Origin of the sequence: Paenibacillus wynnii (assembly GCF_000757885.1) — a bacterium.
Lineage (GTDB): Bacteria > Bacillota > Bacilli > Paenibacillales > Paenibacillaceae > Paenibacillus_AQ > Paenibacillus_AQ wynnii.
The window spans coordinates 1,731,008-1,755,003 of sequence record NZ_JQCR01000003.1; the positions used below are offsets into that span (position 1 = coordinate 1,731,008).

Consider the following 23,996-nt stretch of genomic DNA (forward strand, 5'->3'; position numbering starts at 1 on the left):
TAACGGAACCTGAGGTAGAGATGAATGCCATTGTTTTTCCACACTTCAACCATCGTTCTGCCATCGTTGAACTATAAAGTTAAGCAAGTAAGACAAACCAAACGAACGAGGAGTGTTAATTATGAATCGCAAAATCATGTTCAAAAGTGCTGTGCTGTCTGCCTTATTGGTGTCTGCTGTTACGGGCTCGCTGATTGCAAATGCCTCAGATGTTCCCCAAGACTCTCAAGAAAGCCTGACCGTTTCATCTACGAAAGCTATAGCAGTTCCTATGTTCTCAATGATCGACCCGCTGGATGCAGCCAAAAAGTATGCACCTGACACGGTATTGGATTGGAAAACAACTTTAGCCAAATACACTGAGCTTATCCCTCAGGCAGTGGACTTCGGTGAAGAAGGCATCGCTGTTAAAGCAGTTCCTAGTGTAGATGTTGTTAAGGAAGGTCTGCTTGAGATAGAATTCATTGAAGCTAAGTTGACTGAGGAAAATTATCTGGGTGAAGCTCCAATCGCAGTGGGTGCAGTAAGGGGTACACCTGCCGATGTAGTTATGACACTTAATGAAGCTGGCCCTAAAAATATTGCCGTATATGCAGCAACTACAAAGGATGATGTTGCCAATAGCGCCTTTTTCAGTGCTCAGATTGAGTTAAACCAAGTTAATGAATCAAGGATGCAACCGCTATCCAACTATCACTTACCAAGCTGTTGGAGCAATACAAACAGCAAATTGCTAAGTGGGAAGCACTTCAATAAGCGATTCGAAGGGGCTGCCCCTAAATCCAGTAGGATTGAGTTGGACACTCGATGCGGACGCTCCGCGAACGGACCGTTGCTCCAACCGCTGTGCTCTCCAGATTTTTTTTATTCCCCTTATCGGTGAAAATCCGGAGACAGCTTATGCTTTCGAAGCTAGTTCTTCTTTGGAAAACTTTCGGGCGACCGCTACCGCTTTTCCACAATCGTTCCGTCCTCTCCGCTACTTTCAGCGGAACCATTCAAAAACAAAACAAGCCAGTCTCCTATAACGCGGAGACTGGCTTGTTTTTTTAGCTTTTACAGCATTGATGTGCATCATTTGGTACAGTCTATAATGTTCGGAAATGTTTGTTGCTCTACCATTCAGTCATGAAAATTCAGACCGTTGGTAACAGCCTTCACATATCCAGCACGAATGACGAAGTCGCCGAAATGCTCGCCGTTATTGCGTTCAGCAGCATATTGATGAATGATAGGCTCAAGTATCTCCAAGATTTCGGTCTCATCTACATTTTCCTTATAGATCTTGTTCAATCTGTCACCGGCAAAGCCTGCACCTAGATACATATTGTATCTGCCAAGAGATTTACCAATAAACGAAATTTCACCAAGCGCTGGTCTGGCACAGCTGTTCGGGCAGCCTGTCATACGGATATTAATTTCCTCATCCCGAAGGCCAGCCTTATCCAAGATCACCTCCAGCTTATCCAGCAACGAGGGCAAATAACGCTCCGCTTCAGCCATGGCCAATCCGCAGGTAGGGAAGGCCACACAGGACAAGGCACTTCTCCGCAGTGCGGAATGATGTGCACCGTCCGTGAGTCCATATTGCTTAGCCAATTCAGTGATTTTACCCTTTTTAGTACTGGATACGTTGGCAATAATCAAATTCTGGTTCGGGGTAAGGCGGAAATCACCGGTATGAATCTTGGCAATTTCCCGCAATCCTGTCATCAATGCATTGTTGTCCTCGTCATGAATTCGTCCGCTTTGAATATAAAGCGACAGATTCCATTTGCCGTTGGTACCTTTCACCCAGCCATAGCGTTCACCGTTATGATCAAAATGGTAGGCACGTGCTGCTTCCAACTGCCATCCCAATCTTTCATGCAGTTCACTTACGAACCATTCAATGCCATGACGGTCAATGGTATACTTGAACCGCGCATTTTTGCGGACAGAACGATTGCCGTAATCCCGTTGAATAGTAACCGTCTTCTCGGACACATCGAGTAGCTGCTCAGGGCGACAGAACCCGATTACACGTCCCAATTGCGGGTAAGTGCTGGTATCTCCATGAGTCATTCCCATACCGCCGCCAACCGAAACGTTAAAACCTACAAGTTTTCCCTCTTCGATAATAGCGATAAATCCTAGATCCTGAGAAAAAACATCTACATCATTGGAAGGAGGGACCGCCATACCAATTTTGAATTTACGCGGCAAATACACGGGACCGTAGATAGGCTCCACCTCTGCCCCGTCTGCCAAGCTGTCCACTACCTTTTCCCCATCCAGCCAAATCTCATGATAAGCAGGTGTTCGTGGCGATAAGTGATCGCTAACTTTACGAGCCCATTCATAGACCTCGGCATGAACCTCTGATTGATACGGATTAGGGTTACTCATCACATTACGGTTAACATCGCCGCAAGCGGCTAGTGTTGTCATTAGAGTATCGTTAATGGATCGGATCGTCTTTTTCAAGTTCCACTTCAGCACACCATGCATTTGAAAAGCTTGTCTGGTAGTAATCCGAAGCGTACCGTTTCCATATTTATGGGCCAGATCATCCATGACTAGCCACTGTGCCGATGTCATTACACCGCCCGGTATGACTACACGGAGCATGAACTGGTAAGCAGGCTCCAGCTTTTGACGATCGCGTTCAGTACGCAAATCTCTGTCATCCTGCATATAGCTCCCGTGAAATTTCAACAACCGGTTATCATCTTCCGGCAGGCCCCCGGTAATAGGGTTTCTCAAGGTTTCAACTAACGCACCCCGCAAGTAATTGCTCTCTATCTTAATATGCTCAACATCACTTGGCGGCCCGCCAATCGGCTTAACTACTTCATTGTTTGCCATTGTTGCTATCTCCTCCCGCTATCATTCACTTACTCCTAGGTAATTAATAAACATCGCGCTGGTAACGCCCCTGCTGCTGCATATCTTCAAGATAGGCTGCCGCTTCTTCCGGGCTTATACCGCCTTCTTGTTGAATAACTGTGATAAGGGCGGAATGAACATCATGCGCCATATGCTTTTCGTCACCGCAGATATAGATATGGGCACCTTCTTTAAGCCATTCATAGATTTCACGGCTTTTCTCCATGATGCGGTGCTGTACATAAACCTTCTCTTCTGTATCTCTGGAAAACGCGACATCCAGCTTCGTGAGTACGCCGTCATTAAGCATTCTCTGCCAGTCGGTTTGATATAAAAAATCCGTTACAAAATGCCGATCCCCGTAGATTAACCAGGATTTACCTTGCGCACCCAGTTCTTCTCTCTCTTCCAAGAAAGATCTGAACGGAGCTACTCCGGTTCCAGGGCCTATCATAATAATCGGAACATCCGAATTAGCAGGAAGCTTGAAATTAGGATTGTGCTGGATATAAATCGGTAAAGTTCCGCCCGGCTGCACACGTTCCGCACAATGAACCGAGCAAACACCGTAACGATCTCGACCATGAGCCTGGTAGCGCACAGCTCTTACTGTGAAATGCACTTCATCCGGATTAGCCTTCCAGCTGCTTGCAATAGAGTATAGACGGGCGGGCAGCTTACGCAAAATGGTAACAAAGCTGCGTGCCGGAGCTTGCCAAGGTCCAAAATCCTGTACTAAATCCAAGAGATCACGTCCTTGGATATAATCTTTAAGGTCCTGTTGCCGGCCCGGTGACAGAAGTTCACCCAACCCGCTAACGGAAGAGAACTGAACCGCTTGCTCCAAAAGAGGTTTGGTCAGGACAGTAATATCGTAGTGATAGAGTAAAGCCTCGCGCAGTGTACCTTCTTCACCTTTTTTGTTAAAAGGAACGGTCTCTCCGGAATTCCAGCCCATTGCCCCTATAATTGCATCTACCAGCTCTGGGTGATTCTCCGGATACACTCCTAATGAATCACCGGGTTCGAATTGCAGATTAGAGCCCTCAAGAGAAAGCTCAAGATGACGGGTTTCACGGTCTGAACCACGACCATTAAGATTTAGATTCTCAAGAACCTCAGCCCTAAAGGGATTATTACGTGAATAGTCCGACCCCTCAGACTCCGCAGCTTCAGAAGCTTTAACTACCTCGGCGGCAAGAGCATGAGCATTGGACTGTCCGTTTAGAGAACTTAATACACTCTCAAACCACTCTGCTACTTGATCGTCATAATCCAAGTCACAGTCTACACGAGGAGTAAGCCGTTTACCGCCGAGCTCTTCCAGACGTTGATCAAAATCTTTTCCCGTTTGGCAGAAGAACTCATAAGAGGTATCTCCCAAAGCCAGTACAGAAAACCGCAGGTTGTCTAATTGCGGCGCTCTTTTGCTATAGATAAACTCGTAGAAGGAACGGGCATTATCCGGCGGCTCTCCTTCTCCATGGGTACTGACCAATAGAAGCAGATTCTCGACCTTTTTCAGCCCGTTGGGTCTAAATGTATTCATGGAAGCCAGAGTTACCTGATAACCCTGCTCTTCCAACTTCCGGGACAAGCTTCCGGCAAGTCTCTGAGAATTACCGGTTTGAGAACCAAAAAGCACGGTAACTTCACGGGAAACCGCGGATGCTCCTACTGCTGAAATAACATCCGTATTTGCAACTGCTGCTGTAATAGACTGTGGCTCAGTACCATTCGGTGTCACTGCAGCGGATTGAAGAGCTGAAATATACCCGCTAAGCCATATCTTTTGTGTTTCCGTTAAGGATGGTAGAAGCCGATTGAGAAGTTCGACTTGGCTCTCATTAAAGGGACTGTTCGTTACTTGAAGTTGCAACAATATCCATCTCTCCTAATCCTGAAATCTATATACATTAGTGCTTCCTCTTGTAAACCATACTAAACTGCCATGGATTCAGGCTAACATAATTAAGGAAATCCATCAACGCAGATATACTTCCTATAAATTGGATACTTAGGTAATAATATGTGCAAAATAAGAAAAAGCAGTCTAAATCAGAGTAAATCACCCTGATTTAAGCCGCTTCATTATAAAAAATGATGACTTTGATTAGATAACGTGATAATCAAATGATGTGAATTGTTAAAATAGGAGGTACATAATGGAACTCGGATCCATTTTGACCAAGTTAATCATAGGATTCTTTGGGTTATGGAGTATGGCGAGATTACTTGGCAAGAAAGAGATTTCTGCATTGACACCCTTTGATTTTATTTCCGCTGTCGTATTGGGTGATCTGGTAGGAAACACGATTTATGAAAAAGAGCATTCCGTGCTTAAGTTGATCTTCACCCTTGTCATCTGGACCCTACTGTCTGTTCTTTTTGAAAAAATCACGCAGTTTATACCCAAGCTTCGCAAACCCTTGGAGGGCCAAGCGGAAATCCTGATTCATGATGGAAAAATTGATTTGACTAAACTCCGGAAAAACAACTTAGACTTTGATCAATTGCGGATGATGCTTCGAGCGAAGAACACCTTTTCTCTGGAGGAAGTTGCTTTTGCCATCTATGAAACAAACGGATCTTTAAGCATTCTTAAAAAACCTCTATACGAAGGTGTACTCCGAAAGGATTTGAATCTTCCTGATCAGGAAGTACAGTTGACGCTTTGCATCGTGGAAAAAGGTGTTTTACACAAGGAAAATCTCCATCGTTTAGGTAAAGATCAAGCTTGGTTTAAGAGTCAGATTGAAAAAAAGGGATACCCGGACATTAAGAGCATAGCTTATGCCGAATTCGACGGGGAAGGTGATTTAACTATCATCCCTGCTTATGCTCAGAATTAATCATCCCGGAAAAAGCACCTCACCCAAACCTTGCTTAATCTTCACAATTTCTTCAATTGTATTTGACAGTTCACCTGGTGGATAGGGTTTGGTTAGGTACTTTTGGACAACGTTCATTAAATCTTTATCTGATTTATCCAACGCTGAAGAGATTACGATCGGAATGTTCTCCGTTCTCGGATCTGTTTTCAACATTCGGATGAGATCCCACCCATCCAATTCTTCCCCTAGCATTAAATCAACTACTATGGCTACAAATGATGTCTTTAGAGCCTGATCATAAGCTTTCTGCGGATGGTAATGATGAGTAACCCTAAAGCCTTTGGCTTTTAGCTCCTCTGATAAGAGTAGAGACAAACTGTTGTCATCTTCTACAATCAAAACATTGGGCTTGTTTTCTTTGTCGGTACTCCATTTGTTGTGGTCTTCCTCTTGCCCGGTTGCTTCAGCATGAAGAACAGGGATTCTGAACCAGACTGTAGTACCTTCACCCTCCACTGAATCTATACCGATGGTACCCTGCTGTTTATCTATAATTTCCTTGCAGATCGCAAGTCCCAGACCTGTTCCACCGATTCTCTTTGATGCACTATTATCTATTCTTCTAAATTTTTGGAAAAGCTGGCTGATTTGGTCTTGTGCAATACCCATCCCGGAGTCCTGAATTTGAACAACTATGTAACCCTGTTCATTATGGAGGAGCACTTTAACTTCGCTGCTGTTAGGCGAGAACTTGATGGCGTTACCAAGCAGGTTCGTCAGTACCTGAATAATTTTATTCTTATCGACATCCACTTCGGCGTTTTGAGCTTCATCGACCAGAAGAACCTGATGAGTATTGCTCAGTTTATATTGTTCAATAACACCCAGTACGATTTCACTAAGATTGGCATGCTCAGTAACATATTGCTGTTTGCCCGACTCCATCCGCTGGAGATCCAGGAAATCATTGATTAGATCGGTTAATCTCTTTGCTTCCTTATGGATCGTCTCCAGATACTTCAATTGCTTCTCCGGCTTCATCGTTTTAGACAGCAGTAGTTCGGTAAAGCCTAACACACTCGATAACGGTGTCCGAAGTTCATGGCTAACCGTACTAACCAGTTCTGATTTCATCAAATCAAGCTCATATTCTCTAGTAATGTCCCGATGTACGAATAATGTACCAATACGGGTATTACGGCGGAAAACCGGAATAGCATACACATCAATATGCTTCACTGGTTTCGACCCAATAGAGTACTTCATACTGCTGGATTCGACCGAATTTTCGGAGATTGCTGTAAGGTAAAACCTCTGGAAATCCTTAGATTCCATGGATTGCGAGGTGAAATGTTCCATCCATTGTTCCTTAGGAATTTGCGTCCCCTCGCTTGATAATCGGAAATCAAATATTTGGCGCAGAGCTTTATTGATATGGAGTATGTTACCCTCCGAGTCAACAAATTGGATTCCCTCGTTCACATTATTCACGATATCCTGATTCAGTTTTCTTCCGTGTTCAATTTCCTCATACATGAATAACCGTTCTATTGCAAGAGCTACTCTATTCATCATCCCTTGAACTTCGTTGATCTCCTCCTTGGTGAAGGAATGTCCAACTCTACTGCCGCAAAAAACAGCCAAAATCTCATCCTTGGCATTCACAACCGTTGTATAGTAATCGTAACTGTACATTACATCTGGTGAGATTCCCTGTTCGGATGGGGTCGATAGACGCTTAATAATATATGATTTCTCTGTTTGCATACGATATAACATTTCATTGTTGTCATTTTCGATATAACGTTCAACACTCTCCTGAGGTATCCCTCTGACAGCTGCGATTTTATCTCTGACTAGTAGAAAGAAACTGGAATCAAAGGAATAAAGCCTGTTCATGGACTGTATAAATTTATCTGCAAACTCATACTTATCCAATGTATAGGTGATTTCATGGTTCAATTGATTATTTAACTCCAGCATCATTTGAGTTTGTTGTGTATTTTTTAACGTAGTTGCTAACTCTTGCTGAGTGCTCTTCATAGAGGTTATATCATTTGCAATCAGGATGTATTGGTACACGTTACCATTCTCGTCTAAGTAAGGGACTGCAGTCAGATGCAGCCATAGGTAAGATTCGTCTTTAGCTAGAATTTGAACTTCATCGCTCCAGACTCCACCATTTTTTAATTTGCGGAAGATCCGTTGGAAGTGAATTGAAGAGATATTGTTCACTTCAAATAATCTGTACGTATAACCGATGATTTCCGACTTCTTGTAATGGGTGTATTCGCTCAGATTATCATTGGCATAGCTAAATACCCCTTTATCTGTAAGTATTCCTACCGCAGATGATTGATCAAGAGCCTTCATCATACTATTAATCTCGCTTAAGGAGTTCTGCAGCTTGGATTGCTGAGCTTGAAGCTCATCCTGCTGGGCGAAAAGCTCTTCATTCTGCATCATGAGCTCTTCTTCTTTATCTTGAATACTTCTAGCCATATCAAGAAAGGCATTATAGAGGCGGCCGATCTCATCCTGACTATGAAGCTGACTTAACAAAATTTCATCGCCTGCTGCCACAGAGTGTGTCGCACCTTCAAGTAACAGTATGGGATTAATCAAATCCTTAATAATTCGCCAAGTGATCCAAGTGAAGAACAGCAGGATAAGTGTACTGAATAAGAACCCTATCCATGTTAAATTGTTCGCCTTATGTATGGAGTCCATAGCCATAGTATCTAGAGTAAGATCTGACTTCTGCTTGAATTCTTTGGTATAGAGGATGAAACTATTTACGTCTTGAGTAGTGCCGTCTTGAGAGAAGGCTCTCAATCCTGCATAGTCATCGGCATCGACCAAACGAATCATTTCTGGTAGAATATCCGTTTTATATTGGGTATAGAATGCTTCAATATCATCTCTAAATTGCACTTCTTCCGTTGACAAATCAAGCAATGAATAGGTATTCATTAGGCCATCAAGCTTTTGAAACTCAGTATTTAATAACTCTAAATCGTTGTCACTCTTAAATGCAGCATAACTTCTAGCACGGAAAATCACTTCTTTCAACGATTCAGCTAGTACATCTATCGTATTCGTTTTGTTCTGTAAAACTTCCCGAGCCTCTTGTTGCTGGGTCTGTTTTTTATTTAAATAGATGAAGGAAATCGAACCTAACAAGATTATGATGGAAAATAGAATAATAATAATGCGGAGATATTTTGTTTTGATACTTGTTTTAGTCGGTTTAGTCTTTTCCTTCATCACTTAGGATCCCCTCCACAATCTGCAAGAGTTCCATTGGACTGAACGGTTTGGGCATAAAATAACGGGCGCCTGCTAAAATTGCTCTATTGCGGTCCATTTCCTGTGCTTTGGCGGTCAACATCAATATAGGAGTAGCACTTTTTGTAGCCTCATCCAGCCGACCCAGTACCTCAATCCCCGTCAAGACTGGCATCATATAATCTAGGAGCACCAGACTGTAAGTCTCCGTAGAAAGCTTTGCCAGCGCCTCTACACCATTTTCCGCGGTATGAATCTCTACACCCTCCAGATCCTCCAGTGTATCCACTATTAACATCCGCAGCACTTCTTCATCTTCTACAACAAGTACTTTCTGCATCTAATACCTCCGCTGTGAAATCAAATTACTTTTGTAAGATACCTACCTAGAATAAAAATCTAAAGGCTAGACGTTCAATTCGCAGCAGCAATTCCTTCATGTGGAACGGCTTGATAACATAGTCATCTGCTCCCGTTTGCAATGCATGCACAATATCTGATTGATTCGTTCTGCCTGTCAGCATAATCACCAGTATATTGACTGACGGATAATCATTACGGATACGTTCCAGCACTTCGACACCGTCAAGGTCCGGCATCACTCCGTCCAACAGGATGATATACTTCTCGTTTGCTGAATACCAATTCGAGTTCAAAAAATCCAGACCGTTCGCATAACTGCTTATACTAATCTTGGCAATATTTGACGGAGCCCAAGTAGAGAATTGAGTGGATACGATCCTGCGTATCAGCGCATCATCATCTACAATAATCACATTAAGGACTGACTTTAATCGAAGCGAAGACAAATGATCCGTATAAAGGATGGTCTGATTTCTACCGGCATATTTACCGACATAAAGCGCCTGATCAGCTTCCTCTACTAATTTATCGGCATCCACATCAGGATTTATGATCTCTGTTATTCCGCTCGAGAACGTTACTCGGAAAGTTTCATTTTTGGATTGGAATTCCCTGTCAGAGAAGCGTTCCTGAATACGCTCTACAACAGACTTCGCAGAGGATGCATCCGTATTAGGCAGAAATAAGGCAAACTCCTCTCCACCATATCGGCAAAAGGTATCTTCTATACGTATGGAACTTTGTACGATTTCTGCAAAAGTCTGCAGCACCTCATCACCAACGAGATGTCCGTATGAATCATTCACTTTTTTGAAATAATCAAGATCAAGCAGCGCTAAAGAAAACTTCCGCTCGGTACGCTTGAAATCTGCGATCAGCTGTTTTAAGGTCTGATTGAAATGCTTGCGGTTAAAGGCACCCGTCAGCTCATCCACGATGATGGATTTCTGCCAATCCGTTTTAAGCTTAAAACGGTTTTGGATTAAGACCAGGAAAAGATCCATATCCACCGGTTTTTTCACAAAATCCATCACACCCAGAGAATAGGCTTGCATTTGAAGCTCTTTGGAGAATTCACTGCTAATGATCATGATGGGGATATGCTCTTTATTTGCCTTACCTACAATTTGATGCAAGACCTCTATGCCACTTTGATCAGGAAGTAGAATATCTAGCAGGATCAGGTCCGGCTTACTCTCATAAAAAACCTTCAATCCCCGTTCCGCAGATAAAGCAATAGTGACATAATAGGACTGCTTCTCCAGAGACTCTTTGAAAAAAGCAACCAACTCCACATCATCATCTATCATAAGAATTTCATATTTTGAAGGGTCTGCATTACTGTCGGTTGCTTGTTGCTGACTATCGTGTATGGACACATCGACAGAGATATCCTCTCTAAAAACAGGCAGGAATGGATACAAATATTCCCCCCATTCCTCCACGGACCAGCTTCGCTCACTGTTCTCCGAGAATAGTAAGATCGTGCTCTCTGCTAATTTTTCCACGTATTTCATCCCGACTGTTCCAGCAGTACCTTTTAGATTATGCAAGAAACGGTATATATCCCTTTCCTCAACCCCCCGGTATTCTGACCATTCCTGTAGAGTCTGTCTCGTCCGCTGCTCTATCAGATCCTTATACTTCCGCATTGTCATTGGAACCCCCCCGGCCATGTTGTCAATCTTCTACATAAACATGTTTTTTACTTATTGTCAATTATTAAGTTTCGTCAAATCGCTACTCCTTCACACCTATACTTACAAAAAGGGGCTGTCCCATAAGTAGATTTTTACGAGCGGAGAAAGACCCTCTTCATTTTCAAAATCGCAAAAAGTCAACAGAGCAGCGATTCTCCTGTTATTGGAGGATCGCTGCTCTGCGTCTTTGGTCATTTGCAGCTTGCTTCAGTAGATTGTGGGCAAGGGAAAGCCACCCGACTTCAAGCGTCACTTTTTCCATGCCGCGAAGCAGAAACCGCCGGAAGCCCCGGTTATTCTTCAGTTGTCCAAACACACTTTCTGGTTCTGTCATTCGACGTACAGCCAAAGCGTAGCCTTCCTCGCTTTGCAAGATTGCCCGAGCTTGCTTCTGGTACCGCAGTCGTTCCAGACTTACAACCACTTCCCGATTTCCTGTTGCCTTTGTACAGCGTTCCTTCAGCGGGCAACCGTCGCAACTTAAGCTGCGGTAATGACGTTTTCCAATTTCATATCCACTCTCCAAGAGCTCCTTACTTTCCTTGCGGAAATGCAGCGTTTGTCCGGTGGGGCATATCCACGTATCTTTGGCTTTGTCATAGGTCCAGTTCTCAATCTTTCCGACATTCTCTTTCCATGCTTTGCTCTTTTCTTTATGGTAGCTGCCGTATTTCACTACCGCCTGAATCTCTTCCTTTTCCAGATAGGCGTAGTTTTCTTCACTGCCGTAGCCTGCATCCGCAACTAACGTCCCAGGAAGTTTTCCTAGGATCTGCCTTGCCTTTTCCAGGTGCGGCTGTAAATAACGGGTATCGGTAGGTCTTGGGTGTAGGCTGTAGGCCAATATAAATTGGTTTTCGGTTCCAATCTGTACATTGTAACCCGGTTTGAGTTGACCATTCCGCATGTGGTCTTCCTTCATCCGCATGAAGGTCGCGTCCGGGTCGGTCTTGCTAAAGCTGTTCCGGTCGCCAAGCAGTATTTGGTACTGCTCATACTTCAGTAGCCTAGGCAGCAAATCCTTGCGAATCTTCCGAACGGCTTTTTTTAGGGGTTTGTCTTTGGGTTTTTCCAATAGCTGGGCTTCAAGCCTCTGCGCTGCTAGTTCGAGTTTCTCGCTGTTCCACTCAGAAGACTCCCCGAGTTCAAGGAGGTTGTTTCCGTGGTGCTCGCGTTCTTCTTGGTCTTCTGCCGCTTCAATGCTCGCGAACAGGGCGTGTACCTTCTCCTGTAATTTCAATTTGTTCTTGTTGACCGCTTTGCCCCACACAAAGGTGTAGCGATTGGCATTCGCCTCGATTTTGGTTCCGTCCACAAAGTAATGCTCCAGCGAAACGTATTTTTCGTCAGACAAAAACTGAAGCACGGCGGTAAATACCGTTTCAAGGACGTCCTTCATTCGCTGGAAACGGAAGCGATTAAGAGTGCGGAAGTCGGGTCGCTGCCGTCCGGCCAGCCACATAAAGGGAATATTCTCCTGTACCGCTTTGGCAATTTGGCGAGACGAATAGATTTGCTGGGTGTACGCGTAGATAATAACTTTGGTGAGCATTTTAGGGTGGTAGCTGTCGCGGCCGCCGCCAGGATAGGCAGCGTCAAAGATGGTGTCGTCCAGCCGATTGACGGCTGCGTTCACGACACGAACGAGGTGATTTTCCGGTATGTCTTCTTCCAGATCCATTGGCAAGCAAAGTTGGTCCATGGTATATTGAATGTACAAAGAAATCGCTCCTTTTGAATGGTTGGGTGGTACCTCCATTTTACCAAAAGGGCGATTTCTTTTTGTGATTTTAAAGAAGATTGTAGAAACTTTTTCTGCTCAAAGCAGCGGAGAGGACGGACTGATTGCGGAAAAGCGGTAGCGGTCGCCTTGGTCTCCGGATTTTTACCGCTAAGGGAAATAAATAAAATCTGGAGAGCACAGCGATTGGAGCAACGGTCCGTTCGCGGAGCGTCCACACCACGTACACAAGTCAATCCGACTCAAAAACAGCGGGGCGGTCCCAAGCAGCCATTTCATGGCTTATGGGACAGCCCCTTACATAAGAAAAACTATAGGCCATGTATTAAAGCTCTGTCAGTATAACCGTTCCCTGAGGAGTGATAGCTAACGTGTGCTCGTATTGAGCTGACAAACTTCCGTCGATGGTACGGGCTGTCCAGCCGTCTGCGTCAATGCGCGTCCGGAAGCTGCCTGTATTCAGCATGGGTTCGATGGTAAATACCATCCCTTCTTTGAGCCTCGGCCCTTTACCTGCCGGGCCGTAATGAGGAACCTGCGGTGCTTCATGCATTTCAGAGCCTATCCCATGACCGATGAAATCACGAACCACCGAGTAGCCGTTAGACTCTGCATACACTTGAATCGCATGCGCGACATCACCGATTCGGTTCCCGGCTACCGCCTGCTCAATTCCCTTAAATAAGGATTCCTTTGTCGTTTGAAGCAACTTGGCAGCCGTATCGCTAATCGTTCCGATTCCATAGGACCAAGCGGAATCTGCCAACCAGCCATTCAGATTCACCACCATATCAATAGTGACTATATCCCCTTCCTGAAGGGGTTCATGTTTTGGAAATCCATGGCATATGACATCATTTACGGATGCACAAGTTGCATAAGGGTAGCCGTGATATCCCTTCTGTTCTGGAGTAGCTCCTTTAGAGCGTATGAAATTCTCCGCAAACTGGTCTATTTCCCAAGTTGAAATACCCGGTCTAAGCATCTTTTCAATTTGCTGGTGGCATTCTGCAAGGATTTTACCAGCCGCCCGCATTTTTTCGATTTCCTCCATAGTTTTAATAATGATCATAAATTCGCCTCTTTTGCAGAACACATTATTGTTGATAATGGCCCATGATTATGGTGTTAAACTCTTCACTACTCTTTATATTATGAGAGAAAATTAAAAAAAATCCAAATCAACTTAAACCATCCGTCACAAAACCTTTTGTTGTACCTTCTTATGCCATTTGCCATAATAGTTGAAACGGTCAATGCCTTATGCTAGGACGGTTGAGAACTAAATAGAAATAGGGAGGCAAACGGAGTGAAGGGGATCATAACAGTATTAGGGAAAGACAGTGTAGGTATCATCGCCAAGGTATGTACGTATCTGGCCGAGCATCAGGTGAACATATTGGATATTTCTCAAACGATTGTTCAGGACTATTTTAATATGATGATGATTGTGGATATTTCCGGAGCGACCCAGCCCTTTGAGAACCTTGTCGAAGAGTTGCAGCAAGTAGGCGAGGCCATTGGCGTAGAGATTAAGCTACAGCACGAAGATATTTTTAATATTATGCACCGGATATAGAGCCGCGGCTATCGTTCATCAGCTAATACTTGCCCAACTAGAGGAGGATTTTGATGATTTCACTCGTGGAAGTACAGGAAACCAATAAAATGATCCGTGAAATGAATCTGGATGTACGCACTATCACCATGGGAATCAGCCTTATGGACTGTGCTCATACGGATATGCGCATTTTCAACCAAAATGTATACGACAAAATCACTAAATCAGCAGAGAAGCTGGTAAAAACCGGTGAGGATCTGGAACGTCAATTCGGTGTTCCCATAGTGAATAAACGGATTTCAGTAACCCCCATCGGTATTGCCGCAGGTGCAATTAAGACCGATACCTATGTTCCTGTTGCCGAAATATTGGACAAGGCTGCGAAAGAGGTCGGCGTCAATTTTATAGGCGGTTTCTCCGCACTTGTGCAAAAAGGCTGCACCAAGGGTGACCGGATTCTGATCGACAGTATCCCTGAAGCGCTGGCCGTTACCGAAAGAGTCTGTTCCTCTGTGAATGTAGGCTCCTCCCGTAGCGGAATCAATATGGATGCTGTGAAATTAATGGGTGATATCATTCTCCAGACGGCTATACGTACTAAAGATAGAAACTCCATTGGCTGCGCTAAGCTGGTTGTCTTCTGCAACGCGGTGGAAGATAATCCCTTCATGGCTGGAGCTTTCCACGGTGTTGGCGAACGCGAGTGTGTTATTAATGTAGGCGTCAGCGGTCCCGGTGTAATAAAGCGAGCGTTGGAGGAAGTAAAAGGCCAGGACTTCGAAACCTTGTGCGAGACGATCAAACGTACCGCCTTCAAGGTAACCCGCGTGGGACAACTTGTCGCTCAGGAAGCCTCCAAACGATTGGGCGTTCCCTTCGGGATCATTGATTTATCTCTAGCCCCTACACCTGAAATCGGTGATTCTATTGCTGAAATCTTCCAGGTCATGGGACTTGAAGAAGCAGGTGCTCCAGGAACCACAGCCGCTCTGGCTATCTTGAATGATAATGTGAAAAAAGGTGGCGTTATGGCTTCTTCTTATGTTGGTGGACTCAGCGGTGCATTCATTCCGGTCAGTGAAGACCACGGCATGATTCAGGCTGTACAACGCGGGGCACTTACACTGGAGAAGCTCGAAGCGATGACCTGCGTATGCTCGGTAGGCTTGGATATGATCCCGATTCCAGGAAGTACTTCCAAAGAAACGATCTCTGGAATCATAGCTGATGAAGCAGCAATCGGCATGGTTAACAACAAAACAACTGCTGTACGCGTAATTCCGGTCATCGGCAAGGACGTAGGCGAAATGGTCGAGTTCGGCGGACTACTGGGTTATGCTCCCGTGATGGCGGTCAACAGCTTTAACTGCGCGAATTTCATTAACAGAGGCGGACGCATCCCTGCTCCAATTCACAGCTTCAAGAATTAATTTGGGTATTACGCAAGAAGAGCCGCCTCAGCCTGAATTCAGGGGAGGCGGCTCTATATTTTTTCAATCTACAACCGCCCTAGGTTTAGAACTCTGTATAACTAGGCTTCGACTTTTTGGGTTCTTACCGCACTCAGCAACCGCCAGCCCGTCAATATAGCCGCAACTAGACAAATTGTCGCCGAGGTTACAAATACGACATGCATCCCCGCTAGAAACAGCTCCGGCCGATCCGGTATAAGTCCGGTTACCCGGTTACCCGCTTTACTGCTCATCACATTGAACAGGATGGTAGTAGCAATAGTAATCCCGACGACCATACCTACATTCCGAACCAAAGAATTCACACTTCCCGCAGAGCCCAACTGGGTTCGGGGTACTTTGGACATGATAAGTGAGTTATTGGGAGATTGAAATAGTCCACTACCAATCCCCAGCATGGCAATCCAAAGCCCGACCAGAAGAACAGAGCTGCCGGCATGAAGCTGGGCTAAGCCGAATTGAGCGGTAACCATGACGACCAGTCCAGCAAACGTAAGAAGTTCTGAACAGATTTTATCTGACAATGCTCCGCTGATCGGCGCGACAACAACCATAGATATCGGCAACAGCATGAGCAGAAAGCCCGCATAAAAAGGGGATAGATTCAGCATATTTTGCGCATAAAAGGGTGCAATAATGTTAAAACAAAAATTGGCGGCAAAGACAAGAAAACCGCAAAGTATGCTTACAGAAAACAGTGGATTTTTGAATAATGACAGCTGCAGCAAAGGCTGCGGTTTGCGAAGTTCAACCCATATAAAAGTGATGAATGCGATCATGGCTATACTCAGCGCGGTTATAATACGGTTGTCCCCGTAGCCAAGCTGTTGTCCAAGTAGAAGACCGACAAACAAAGTTACATTGAACACTCCCGCCACCTGTAGAGGTGGAGGATTCTTGGGTAGTTGCTTCCAATGAAGCAGAGTTGTTATAATTCGATTTCCCAACATGGAATATCGAAGCTCGTTGCTTTGCTGCAAAAGATCAGCGAGAATCCTACGGATTAGTTGGTCCCTTTGGGCGGATTCAATTGTACTTTTACAGTTCATTCAGCGAGATCGCACCCTTTGGGCGCATTCAATTGTACTTTTACACTTCATTTAGCCGAATCGCACCCTTTGGGCGGATTCAATTGTACTTTTACAGTTCATTCAGCGGGATCGCACCCTTTGGGCGGATTCAATTGTACTTTTACACTTCATTTAGCCGAATCGGACCCTTTGGGCGCATTCAGCCTAATGATGACACAAACAAAAACCCGCAGATAAATTTTGCGGGCAGGCATTATTTGTTGGCATGGGCAGCGAAGAAAGAAGTTACATTCCACAAATTATTTCTTGTTAACAATCGACGTTACCTCTTTAGTAATTTCGTCCCCCCCAAGCTTTTTCCATTGGGCAACAAAATGGTCAAAGTCACTGATCGGGGCATCGCCGACAATAATATTTAGAAAGGTCTCTGTCTCCAGCTTCATTAGATTATCCCACTTACTTTTCATGATCGGGGTATTCCCGTAAAACACACTGCGGATTCCTTCGATTGGGGTGGAGGATAATATAGCGGCTCCATATTTATAGGCATTTACAGCCTTCCAGCCTTCCATATTCTTCTTCGGCTGTTCCTCCTCCGCCATCCATTGTTCATATAACTTCCGCGTCTCTGCATCAAGCGTGTTTGGGTCAATCTTGCCGTGGAGCGTCTGCTGAATATCCGCATAATGCTTTTCAATGGCGTCCGAGAAATCGATCAGAAGATCATATGGATAGTAGGCACGTGGTTGAATCCCGGTTTGTGCAGAAAAGTCATCCAACTTCCTAACTTCCTCTTTGTTGGGATCCTGCCGGCGTTCAAGCCTGGTAAAAGCATTCAACAGCTTCACAGCTGCTTCCGGATGTTCATAACCTTTACGTACAACCAAATATCGATCTGTGACAGGAGCCATGTGTGTTATGAATTTCCCTTCCACATCAAGTGGAGCCGCATAGGCCCTCCATTCCGACTTTATATCTAGAGCCACCGCTTCAGACAATGGATAAAAAGGCATCCACCAAGGACCAAAAAACATTCCAGCTCTTCCGTTAATGATAGGCTCCTGGGTCTCCTTATAAAGTGCAAACTGAGGGTCAATTAATCCTCTCTTGTACCAGTTGGCAAGCTTGGCGAGCGCTTCTTTGGTCTCAGGTGTTATAGAACCATAGACAATATTGCCACTGCTGTCTTTAATCCAATTCGTTGGAAACGAATGATAGCTGCTAAATAGGGTATCCAGGCCGTTCGCATGCGGCTTCGTGCCATACACGATATTTTTGTAGCCGCTGAGGCCAACCGTATCCCTTTTCCCGTTACCGTCAGGGTCTTTATCAATAAAAGCCTTGGCAATGGCCTCAATATCACCGAGATTCTTCGGCGGTTGCAAATTCAGCTTCTCCAACCAGTCCTGGCGAATCCAGAGGAGTGAGGGTGAATCCGCATTGATCGCCACATTGGGGAGACCATATAGCTTTCCATTCCGGCTGGCATCGTTTAATGCCTCACCTTTAGTCGATTCATACATATCCTTAATTAATTGGGAGCCATAGTCCTTATAAGTTTGAGATAAATCCTCGATCATATCATTGTCGATCAGCATCCATAATTGATTTCGGTTCACAATCATAGCATCTGGCAGGTCATTGCTGTCGATAGATAATTGCGCCTTTTGGGTAAAAGTGTCCTCCCCCTTTGCTTCCCAGGTATGGACTACTTTGATATTCGTAATGCTTTCGAGATAACGGGAAATAGGATTATTATCATTGCTGTCCCCTGTATTTAGCTTGGAGTCAGGAACCTTAAAGCCGATGCGCAGGACTACCGGATCTGTATATTTGCCATACGCATTGGTTTCGACAGAATGATCACTCCCATTTAGAAGAGCAGAATGTCCCTCCGATTCCTTGTCTCCTCTGCATCCACCTAGAGACAACAGCAACAGGCATAATAGGAGTTTTATCCGATTCATATTTTCTCCATCCCGCCTGCACGAAACTCACTGGGCAGCTTCCCTACCCGTTCCCGGAACAATTTGCTGAAATAGCGATCATCCTCGAAGCCGGAGCGGGAAGCCACCTCGCAGATGGATGCATTCGTGTCCTGCAAAAGAGATTTGGCAAGATCCAGCCTCATTCCCCGCAGACTTTCCCCAAAGGTCTCACCGGCAAATCTGGCAAAACACTGACTAAAATAACCGCGGCTCATATTTATGGCGGCTGCTACATCTCCTTGATTGATTTTGTTGCCTGCGTGTTCTCTCATATAGATCACGGCCTTAATCAGGCAGGTCATTACCTCTTTCGTCATACTCAGTTCAATCATCCTGCGTTGAATCCTATCGGAGAAACGCCGTAGCCAATGCTTCCAATGACACCAGTTCCTATTCCGGCTCATGTCCTCCTCCAATTCCTGGGCTTCCTCCGATTTCAGTAGCAGCGGACCCCAGCTCCGGCATAATGACTTTCCAAAGGCAGGAAAACGCTCATAGTTAGGCTTCTGGAGGATAATCTCTTGGATAAAAATCTCCCACGACGATCCATCGATACTCCATTTCAGATCCTCTGCTTGAGTAAGGATGTCATTGCTCATTTGTGCGGCTTTCGGTGAGGAAGCTGACTCCTTCAGCTCCTTATAATCCAGAGAGGTCAGCTCCTCGTCGTTTCCGATGTAGAATAAAGCATGCTGAAGCTTAGCTGTAAAGGTGGCCTCAATTTCTTCCAGCGGATGATCCCGCAGGCCACTGACCAATACCGTCTGCCACCGTCCTCCAAGATGAATAGCGCGCTCACGTCCTCCATCTTCCTCCTGCATTCGTTGGTGCAGCGGAGTCATCCACATTTCCTGAAAAGTGATTAACGGATTATTCCTAACTATAGATAACTGAAACAGCTCTTCCTCATTAACAGTCAGCCCTAAGGGGAGATAGACCATCGCTTTATCTGCAGCCATCCGCTTTCCTTCACCGCGAATCATCGCTTCAAGGTTGCCATCCTCCCATTTGATCCGTTCGACTAAACGCCCGATAACCTCATCTGCATTTTCCATTTCAAGCAGTGTTTTGACGATATAGTCAACTGCGCCTAGCCTCATCGCCTCTTGCACATAATCGAATTCATGATGACAGGTCAGAACAACTGAACGAATACCGGAATATTTTTGTCTCACGGTTCGAATCAGCTCAAAGCCGGACATTCCCGGCATCGTAATATCAACAAATAGCAGATCTACCTCTTTTTGCTCCAACAGCTCCAATGCTGATTTACCGTCACCAGCTTCCCCGATAATGACTACACCGAATGATGACCAATCGATCATAGAAATAAAGCCTTTGCGTACAAGTCTCTCATCATCCACTACTACAGCTCTAATCATCGAAGTCCTCCTTACTTTTTATCGGGATAATGATAGATACGGTAGTCCCTTCACCGGGAATGCTCAATATTTCAAGTTTCATCTGGTCTCCAAAATAAGTCCTCAACATCCGGTTCACATAAGAAAAACCAATCCCAAGCCCTCGTTTCTTAGCCTCATCATCATCGGAGAGTAATTGCTCCAATTGTGCGGGCTCTATACCGGTACCGTTATCTTTAACACATAGAAGCACTTCTGAAGAGCCGTGTGCCGTAATAATTACGTCTACACTTCCGTTGTCACTCAGACCATGGTAGATGGAATTCTCCACCAGCGGCTGAAGCAGAAATCGTGGAACGGCTGCGGAGAGGACTTGATGATCTACCCTCACATTGAATTCGAATTCATAGTCGTAACGGATACGCTGCAGCTCCATATAATTGCGGATCGCATCAATTTCCTCACCCACTGTGACAATGATGCTTTGTTTGCCCAGATTATAATGCAAGACTTTCACCAGCAAAGTTACCAGCTTATCAATCTCTTTTTGACCGTTTAAGCGTGCCAGCCACTGGACCGTATTCAAGGTATTATGCAAAAAATGCGGGTTAATTTGACTAAGCAGTTTCTCGATTTCAAACTTACTTTTCTGCTTCTCATTATGAGCTACTGCGAGAATCAATGCATTGACCTGATCCTTCATTTGCTGAAAATTGTTTAGTACAAGGTCAAATTCTACAACGTTTGTGTAGGAAACCGGTACTGTCACATTCTCCGCCATCCGAATAATTTCGAGGTTAACCTTGCGCAACGGACCGTAGATTCTTTTCCATATTAGAAATGCCAGAAATCCGGCGAACAATAGCGTAGATAGGATTAGCACAATCATTTTGTACACCCAAGCGTTAATTTCACTGTTAAAAACCGACTTCTTGACGACGGCAACAAGCTGCCATCCTTGAGGACTTTGATAACGAAATAGATGATAGCCGCTTATCTCTTCATGCTGAGATTCTGAGCTTTCACCGGCCGCTTTAACAATTTCAGTAGGTAATTTGCCGTCTATAACATACTTGATGTTGCCTTGCTGATTAACCAACAGATGGTTTACTTTCATTCCATAGGCTTCCTGATTGAAAATCTTGCGGAATAAACTATAATTGGTTTCCAAATAAATATACAGCGGGTGTTGACCGGATACTCGTACAATTCTCTTCTCGGAGAAGACGAGATTATCGCCGACGGCATACATTGTTCCATGGGGTCCGTAATAATCCGCTCCGTTGTAGTGCATAAAGACAGGCAGAGTGTCTACTTTGAAATTCCGCCTTGTACTCATATTCGTAAATAACACCGGGTCTTGCGAATCCGGCATAATATAGGCTGTCAGTCCGATATAAGGGTTCGTGAAGTTTACCAAATTGATCTTTTGGTTGATAGAATTCATGATCTGAGATTTGAGATAAATTTGTTTTGCTTCAAGAAAGGAAGACATTTCTTTAACAATCTGGCCATCCAGCGCAAACTGCTTGGAGGCAAAATCAAGATTATCAATAGCATTCTCCAGGCTAAACGCTTCCTGCTTCAAGCTTGCACTGATCCCGTTGCCGATTTTACCTGTGAGTATGGAGTAAATGGAGGTATAGGTCACAATCCCGACAAGAAGAACCGGCAACAGGCTGCCGACGATCAGATAAATAACCAACGTTTTACGCAAAGATGCTTTCGCTCGGGTGTTTTTCAGCAGAGTCGCTAGTACCATCTTTCTTATCTTCCCGCCTTCTTGTAACCGCTTTAATTACTTCCTTAAGCATATCAGATTTATCGATCTCTGAAAATAATAAGGCAGAACTGCCTCCATGGCGCTCTGCCTTATTATTAGTTATGATTCAGCACTATTGTACGCTTTTACGCGCTTCGAAAAGTTCTTCTGCTTTTTTAACAGAGAAATCTATCACATCCGCATAACCCAAGCCGTTGACTTTGTCATGCATCTGCTTATTTAGCTTGTCATACTGGGCCTGATCTTTAGCAAAAACCATCTTCCAGGAGAACTGCTGAATCACTGTACCGATTTGTTTATTCTTTTGTTCCAATGTTTTGTCCATCATCAGCGGTTCTTTGCCGGTAAAGCCTTGTGGCGCAACAGCCAGGAGATTATTCTTTTCAAAATATTCCTTAGGTGTCAGCACGCCCATCTTCGCTCTCCAGTCACTGTCAAGCTTCGAAGGATTACGCTGCAGCGTCGTGGTCCACAAATTATGATCATACGGTTCGTTATTATCCGGGTTCACCATCGCAGGAACAACAAAGGAGAAGTTCATTTGATTGGAGCCATAGTAATAGTCACCGCCGCCATATTCTGCAGGCACTTGAGTATTTTGCTGGTCGGTAAAGGCTTGCCAGCCGAAGTCTGTGACCAACGGTTTCCCGCTGCTGTCCAAGTCCCAAGTAAGGCCCTGAGGACCATTAGGAACTGCTGTACCGCTGCCCGCCGAGATCATAGCACCTTCCGGGGTGTACATCCAGTTGATAAATTCCATAATCCGGGCAGGCTCCTTCGCTTTAGCACCGATGGAAATAATTCCGTTGCCGCCGTATACGTTAAAGCCTGTAGAGTACATTAGCTCATCCTTGAAGGGTACAAGTGCGAAGCCTTTTCCTTCCGCTGTTCTTTCCGGAGTATTGTAGTTTGCAGCTCCGAGCCATGGAAACCAGGAGAATAGAAGACGTCCATCCTTGTATTTGGCTACAACATCATCAAACTTTTGTGTTAATGAATCCGGGTCCAGCAACCCCATCTGATTGGCGTCAAAATATAGCTTCAAAGATTTCATATACCAGCTGTCATCCGATAGAAAATCGTAGTATTTCTCTTCATCTGCTTTGACATATAGTGCTGTATCCGGGATCTCATCATATCCCAGCATGTTGGCGAATTGTTTTGCCAATGTCATTTTATAATTGCCGTCCCAATCGGACCAGAGTGAGAACGCATAGTTCTTCTTGCCTTGCTCATTTTTGGGTTCTAAATCCTGCATTTTCTTCAGGACAGGGAGATAATCTTCAATCTTCGTAATCTCAGGCGCGCCAATCTGTTGGTATAAATCCCACCGAAGATCCGGGCCCCATGTCATATCCTTACCTTCAGACGGTCCTGTAGGGTTGGTAGCCACACTGTTCCCCATTCCAAAGACGGATGAACCGCCGCCAAAGGCAACTTTAGCTTTCTCTACGGCCTTTGGGAAACTTGCAGCAATATCTTTCCCATAAGTGTCCAGCAGACCGTCCTGAGTCCAGTCCAATAGCAGCTTGCCTTTTATTGCGTTCGGATAATGGTTCTTGTCGTCCCCGAAGATGATAATATCTCCGAGATCACCGGAGGCCATCAAGGCGGAGATTTTGGTATCCCCTCCCGTCAAGTTCGACGCGACGATCTCCAGCTCAATGTTGAATTTATCCTTGATAATTTTAGCGAACCAACCGGTTTGCGGGCCGGCATAATTGGCGGTTGTAGAGAACACCGTCAGCTTCAGCGGCTTCGTATGATCGAGCGTTCCATCTGCAGCCGTTCCCTCAGCAGTATTGTCAGCTCCATTAGTAGCAGCTGTCGTAGGTTTCGCGGCATTATTCTCCTTACCCGAATTCGCCGAGTTCCCTTTCCCCCCACTACATGATGACAAGACAAACACGAGGATTGCGGCTAGCATAAGCAGCGATATTTTTTTTACTCTCATTGCTTTGTACCCCTCCCTTAAATAGCTTCCTATAGTCCACCCCGCAGTTGAA

The 23,996-nt window shown here is 44.9% G+C and carries 15 protein-coding genes and 1 pseudogene; 4 read left to right on the top strand and 12 right to left on the bottom strand.

Features of this window, described 5'->3' with window-relative positions; all coding sequences use genetic code 11:
* Nucleotides 1-121 precede the first annotated feature (121 nt).
* Nucleotides 122-883: a hypothetical protein gene (locus PWYN_RS23500; RefSeq protein WP_036656918.1), complete on the top strand. Its 762-nt coding sequence runs from the start codon at nucleotides 122-124 to the stop codon at nucleotides 881-883.
* Nucleotides 884-1,122: 239 nt separating this feature from the next.
* Here the strand turns inward: PWYN_RS23500 and cysI are convergent, their stop codons facing one another.
* The gene (gene cysI / locus PWYN_RS23505; protein WP_036656921.1) at nucleotides 1,123-2,847 is read right to left on the bottom strand and encodes an assimilatory sulfite reductase (NADPH) hemoprotein subunit; all 1,725 of its coding nucleotides are present in this window, start codon (nucleotides 2,845-2,847) and stop codon (nucleotides 1,123-1,125) included.
* Nucleotides 2,848-2,890: 43 nt separating this feature from the next.
* Nucleotides 2,891-4,747, bottom strand: coding sequence for an assimilatory sulfite reductase (NADPH) flavoprotein subunit (locus PWYN_RS23510; RefSeq protein WP_036659121.1), 1,857 nt, complete (start codon nucleotides 4,745-4,747; stop codon nucleotides 2,891-2,893).
* A gap of 286 nt (nucleotides 4,748-5,033) precedes the next feature.
* On the opposite strand from PWYN_RS23510, the gene PWYN_RS23515 reads away from it, so the two are divergent.
* The gene (locus tag PWYN_RS23515) at nucleotides 5,034-5,720 is read left to right on the top strand and encodes a DUF421 domain-containing protein (protein ID WP_036656924.1); all 687 of its coding nucleotides are present in this window, start codon (nucleotides 5,034-5,036) and stop codon (nucleotides 5,718-5,720) included.
* On the opposite strand, the gene PWYN_RS28350 is transcribed toward PWYN_RS23515, so the two are convergent.
* The 5 genes from PWYN_RS28350 to map form a co-directional block, all read right to left on the bottom strand.
* Entirely contained in the window at nucleotides 5,721-8,969 is a 3,249-nt protein-coding gene (locus PWYN_RS28350; protein ID WP_052088339.1) for an ATP-binding protein, read from the bottom strand.
* Nucleotides 8,953-9,330 carry a response regulator transcription factor gene (locus PWYN_RS23525; protein ID WP_036656927.1) on the bottom strand — a complete coding sequence of 126 codons (378 nt, stop codon included), beginning with the start codon at nucleotides 9,328-9,330 and terminating at the stop codon, nucleotides 8,953-8,955. Before PWYN_RS23525 ends, PWYN_RS28350 begins: the two co-directional genes overlap by 17 nt.
* Before the next feature lie 46 nt (nucleotides 9,331-9,376).
* Nucleotides 9,377-11,011 carry a diguanylate cyclase gene (locus tag PWYN_RS23530; protein ID WP_036656930.1) on the bottom strand — a complete coding sequence of 545 codons (1,635 nt, stop codon included), beginning with the start codon at nucleotides 11,009-11,011 and terminating at the stop codon, nucleotides 9,377-9,379.
* Nucleotides 11,012-11,213: 202 nt separating this feature from the next.
* A complete protein-coding gene (locus PWYN_RS23535; RefSeq protein WP_036656933.1) occupies nucleotides 11,214-12,773 on the bottom strand; it encodes an IS1182 family transposase in 1,560 nt (519 codons plus the stop codon).
* A 346-nt stretch (nucleotides 12,774-13,119) separates the two neighbouring features.
* Entirely contained in the window at nucleotides 13,120-13,866 is a 747-nt protein-coding gene (gene map, locus PWYN_RS23540) for a type I methionyl aminopeptidase (protein WP_036656936.1), read from the bottom strand.
* 237 nt (nucleotides 13,867-14,103) lie between these two features.
* On the opposite strand from map, the gene PWYN_RS23545 reads away from it, so the two are divergent.
* Nucleotides 14,104-14,373, top strand: a complete 270-nt coding sequence (locus PWYN_RS23545; RefSeq protein ID WP_036656939.1) for an ACT domain-containing protein — start codon at nucleotides 14,104-14,106, stop codon at nucleotides 14,371-14,373.
* 56 nt (nucleotides 14,374-14,429) lie between these two features.
* On the top strand, nucleotides 14,430-15,785 hold the full coding sequence (locus PWYN_RS23550) for a PFL family protein (RefSeq protein ID WP_240479862.1): 1,356 nt from the start codon (nucleotides 14,430-14,432) through the stop codon (nucleotides 15,783-15,785).
* 101 nt (nucleotides 15,786-15,886) lie between these two features.
* Here PWYN_RS23550 and PWYN_RS23555 read toward each other — a convergent pair.
* The 5 genes and pseudogenes from PWYN_RS23555 to PWYN_RS23575 form a co-directional block, all read right to left on the bottom strand.
* Nucleotides 15,887-16,762: pseudogene (locus PWYN_RS23555) on the bottom strand (MFS transporter); the annotation flags it as partial.
* A gap of 395 nt (nucleotides 16,763-17,157) precedes the next feature.
* Entirely contained in the window at nucleotides 17,158-18,825 is a 1,668-nt protein-coding gene (locus PWYN_RS23560) for an extracellular solute-binding protein (protein ID WP_052088341.1), read from the bottom strand.
* The gene (locus tag PWYN_RS23565; RefSeq protein WP_036656945.1) at nucleotides 18,822-20,228 is read right to left on the bottom strand and encodes a response regulator transcription factor; all 1,407 of its coding nucleotides are present in this window, start codon (nucleotides 20,226-20,228) and stop codon (nucleotides 18,822-18,824) included. The genes PWYN_RS23560 and PWYN_RS23565 overlap by 4 nt, the downstream gene beginning before the upstream one ends.
* Nucleotides 20,221-21,969 (bottom strand): sensor histidine kinase, encoded by a 1,749-nt coding sequence (locus PWYN_RS23570; RefSeq protein ID WP_052088342.1) that lies wholly within the window; start codon nucleotides 21,967-21,969, stop codon nucleotides 20,221-20,223. Before PWYN_RS23570 ends, PWYN_RS23565 begins: the two co-directional genes overlap by 8 nt.
* Before the next feature lie 133 nt (nucleotides 21,970-22,102).
* Nucleotides 22,103-23,944 (bottom strand): type 2 periplasmic-binding domain-containing protein, encoded by a 1,842-nt coding sequence (locus PWYN_RS23575; RefSeq protein ID WP_036656948.1) that lies wholly within the window; start codon nucleotides 23,942-23,944, stop codon nucleotides 22,103-22,105.
* Between the last annotated feature and the right edge of the window lie 52 nt (nucleotides 23,945-23,996).

Bases quoted from the DNA above. Each gene is read 5' to 3' on its own strand.
- PWYN_RS23500 (WP_036656918.1), top strand. From the start codon at position 122: ATGAATCGCAAAATCATGTTCAAAAGTGCTGTGCTGTCTGCCTTATTG.
- cysI (WP_036656921.1), bottom strand. From the start codon at position 2,847: ATGGCAAACAATGAAGTAGTTAAGCCGATTGGCGGGCCGCCAAGTGAT.
- PWYN_RS23515 (WP_036656924.1), top strand. From the start codon at position 5,034: ATGGAACTCGGATCCATTTTGACCAAGTTAATCATAGGATTCTTTGGG.
- PWYN_RS28350 (WP_052088339.1), bottom strand. From the start codon at position 8,969: ATGAAGGAAAAGACTAAACCGACTAAAACAAGTATCAAAACAAAATAT.
- PWYN_RS23525 (WP_036656927.1), bottom strand. From the start codon at position 9,330: ATGCAGAAAGTACTTGTTGTAGAAGATGAAGAAGTGCTGCGGATGTTA.
- PWYN_RS23530 (WP_036656930.1), bottom strand. From the start codon at position 11,011: ATGACAATGCGGAAGTATAAGGATCTGATAGAGCAGCGGACGAGACAG.
- map (WP_036656936.1), bottom strand. From the start codon at position 13,866: ATGATCATTATTAAAACTATGGAGGAAATCGAAAAAATGCGGGCGGCT.
- PWYN_RS23560 (WP_052088341.1), bottom strand. From the start codon at position 18,825: ATGAATCGGATAAAACTCCTATTATGCCTGTTGCTGTTGTCTCTAGGT.
- PWYN_RS23565 (WP_036656945.1), bottom strand. From the start codon at position 20,228: ATGATTAGAGCTGTAGTAGTGGATGATGAGAGACTTGTACGCAAAGGC.
- PWYN_RS23570 (WP_052088342.1), bottom strand. From the start codon at position 21,969: ATGGTACTAGCGACTCTGCTGAAAAACACCCGAGCGAAAGCATCTTTG.
- PWYN_RS23575 (WP_036656948.1), bottom strand. From the start codon at position 23,944: ATGAGAGTAAAAAAAATATCGCTGCTTATGCTAGCCGCAATCCTCGTG.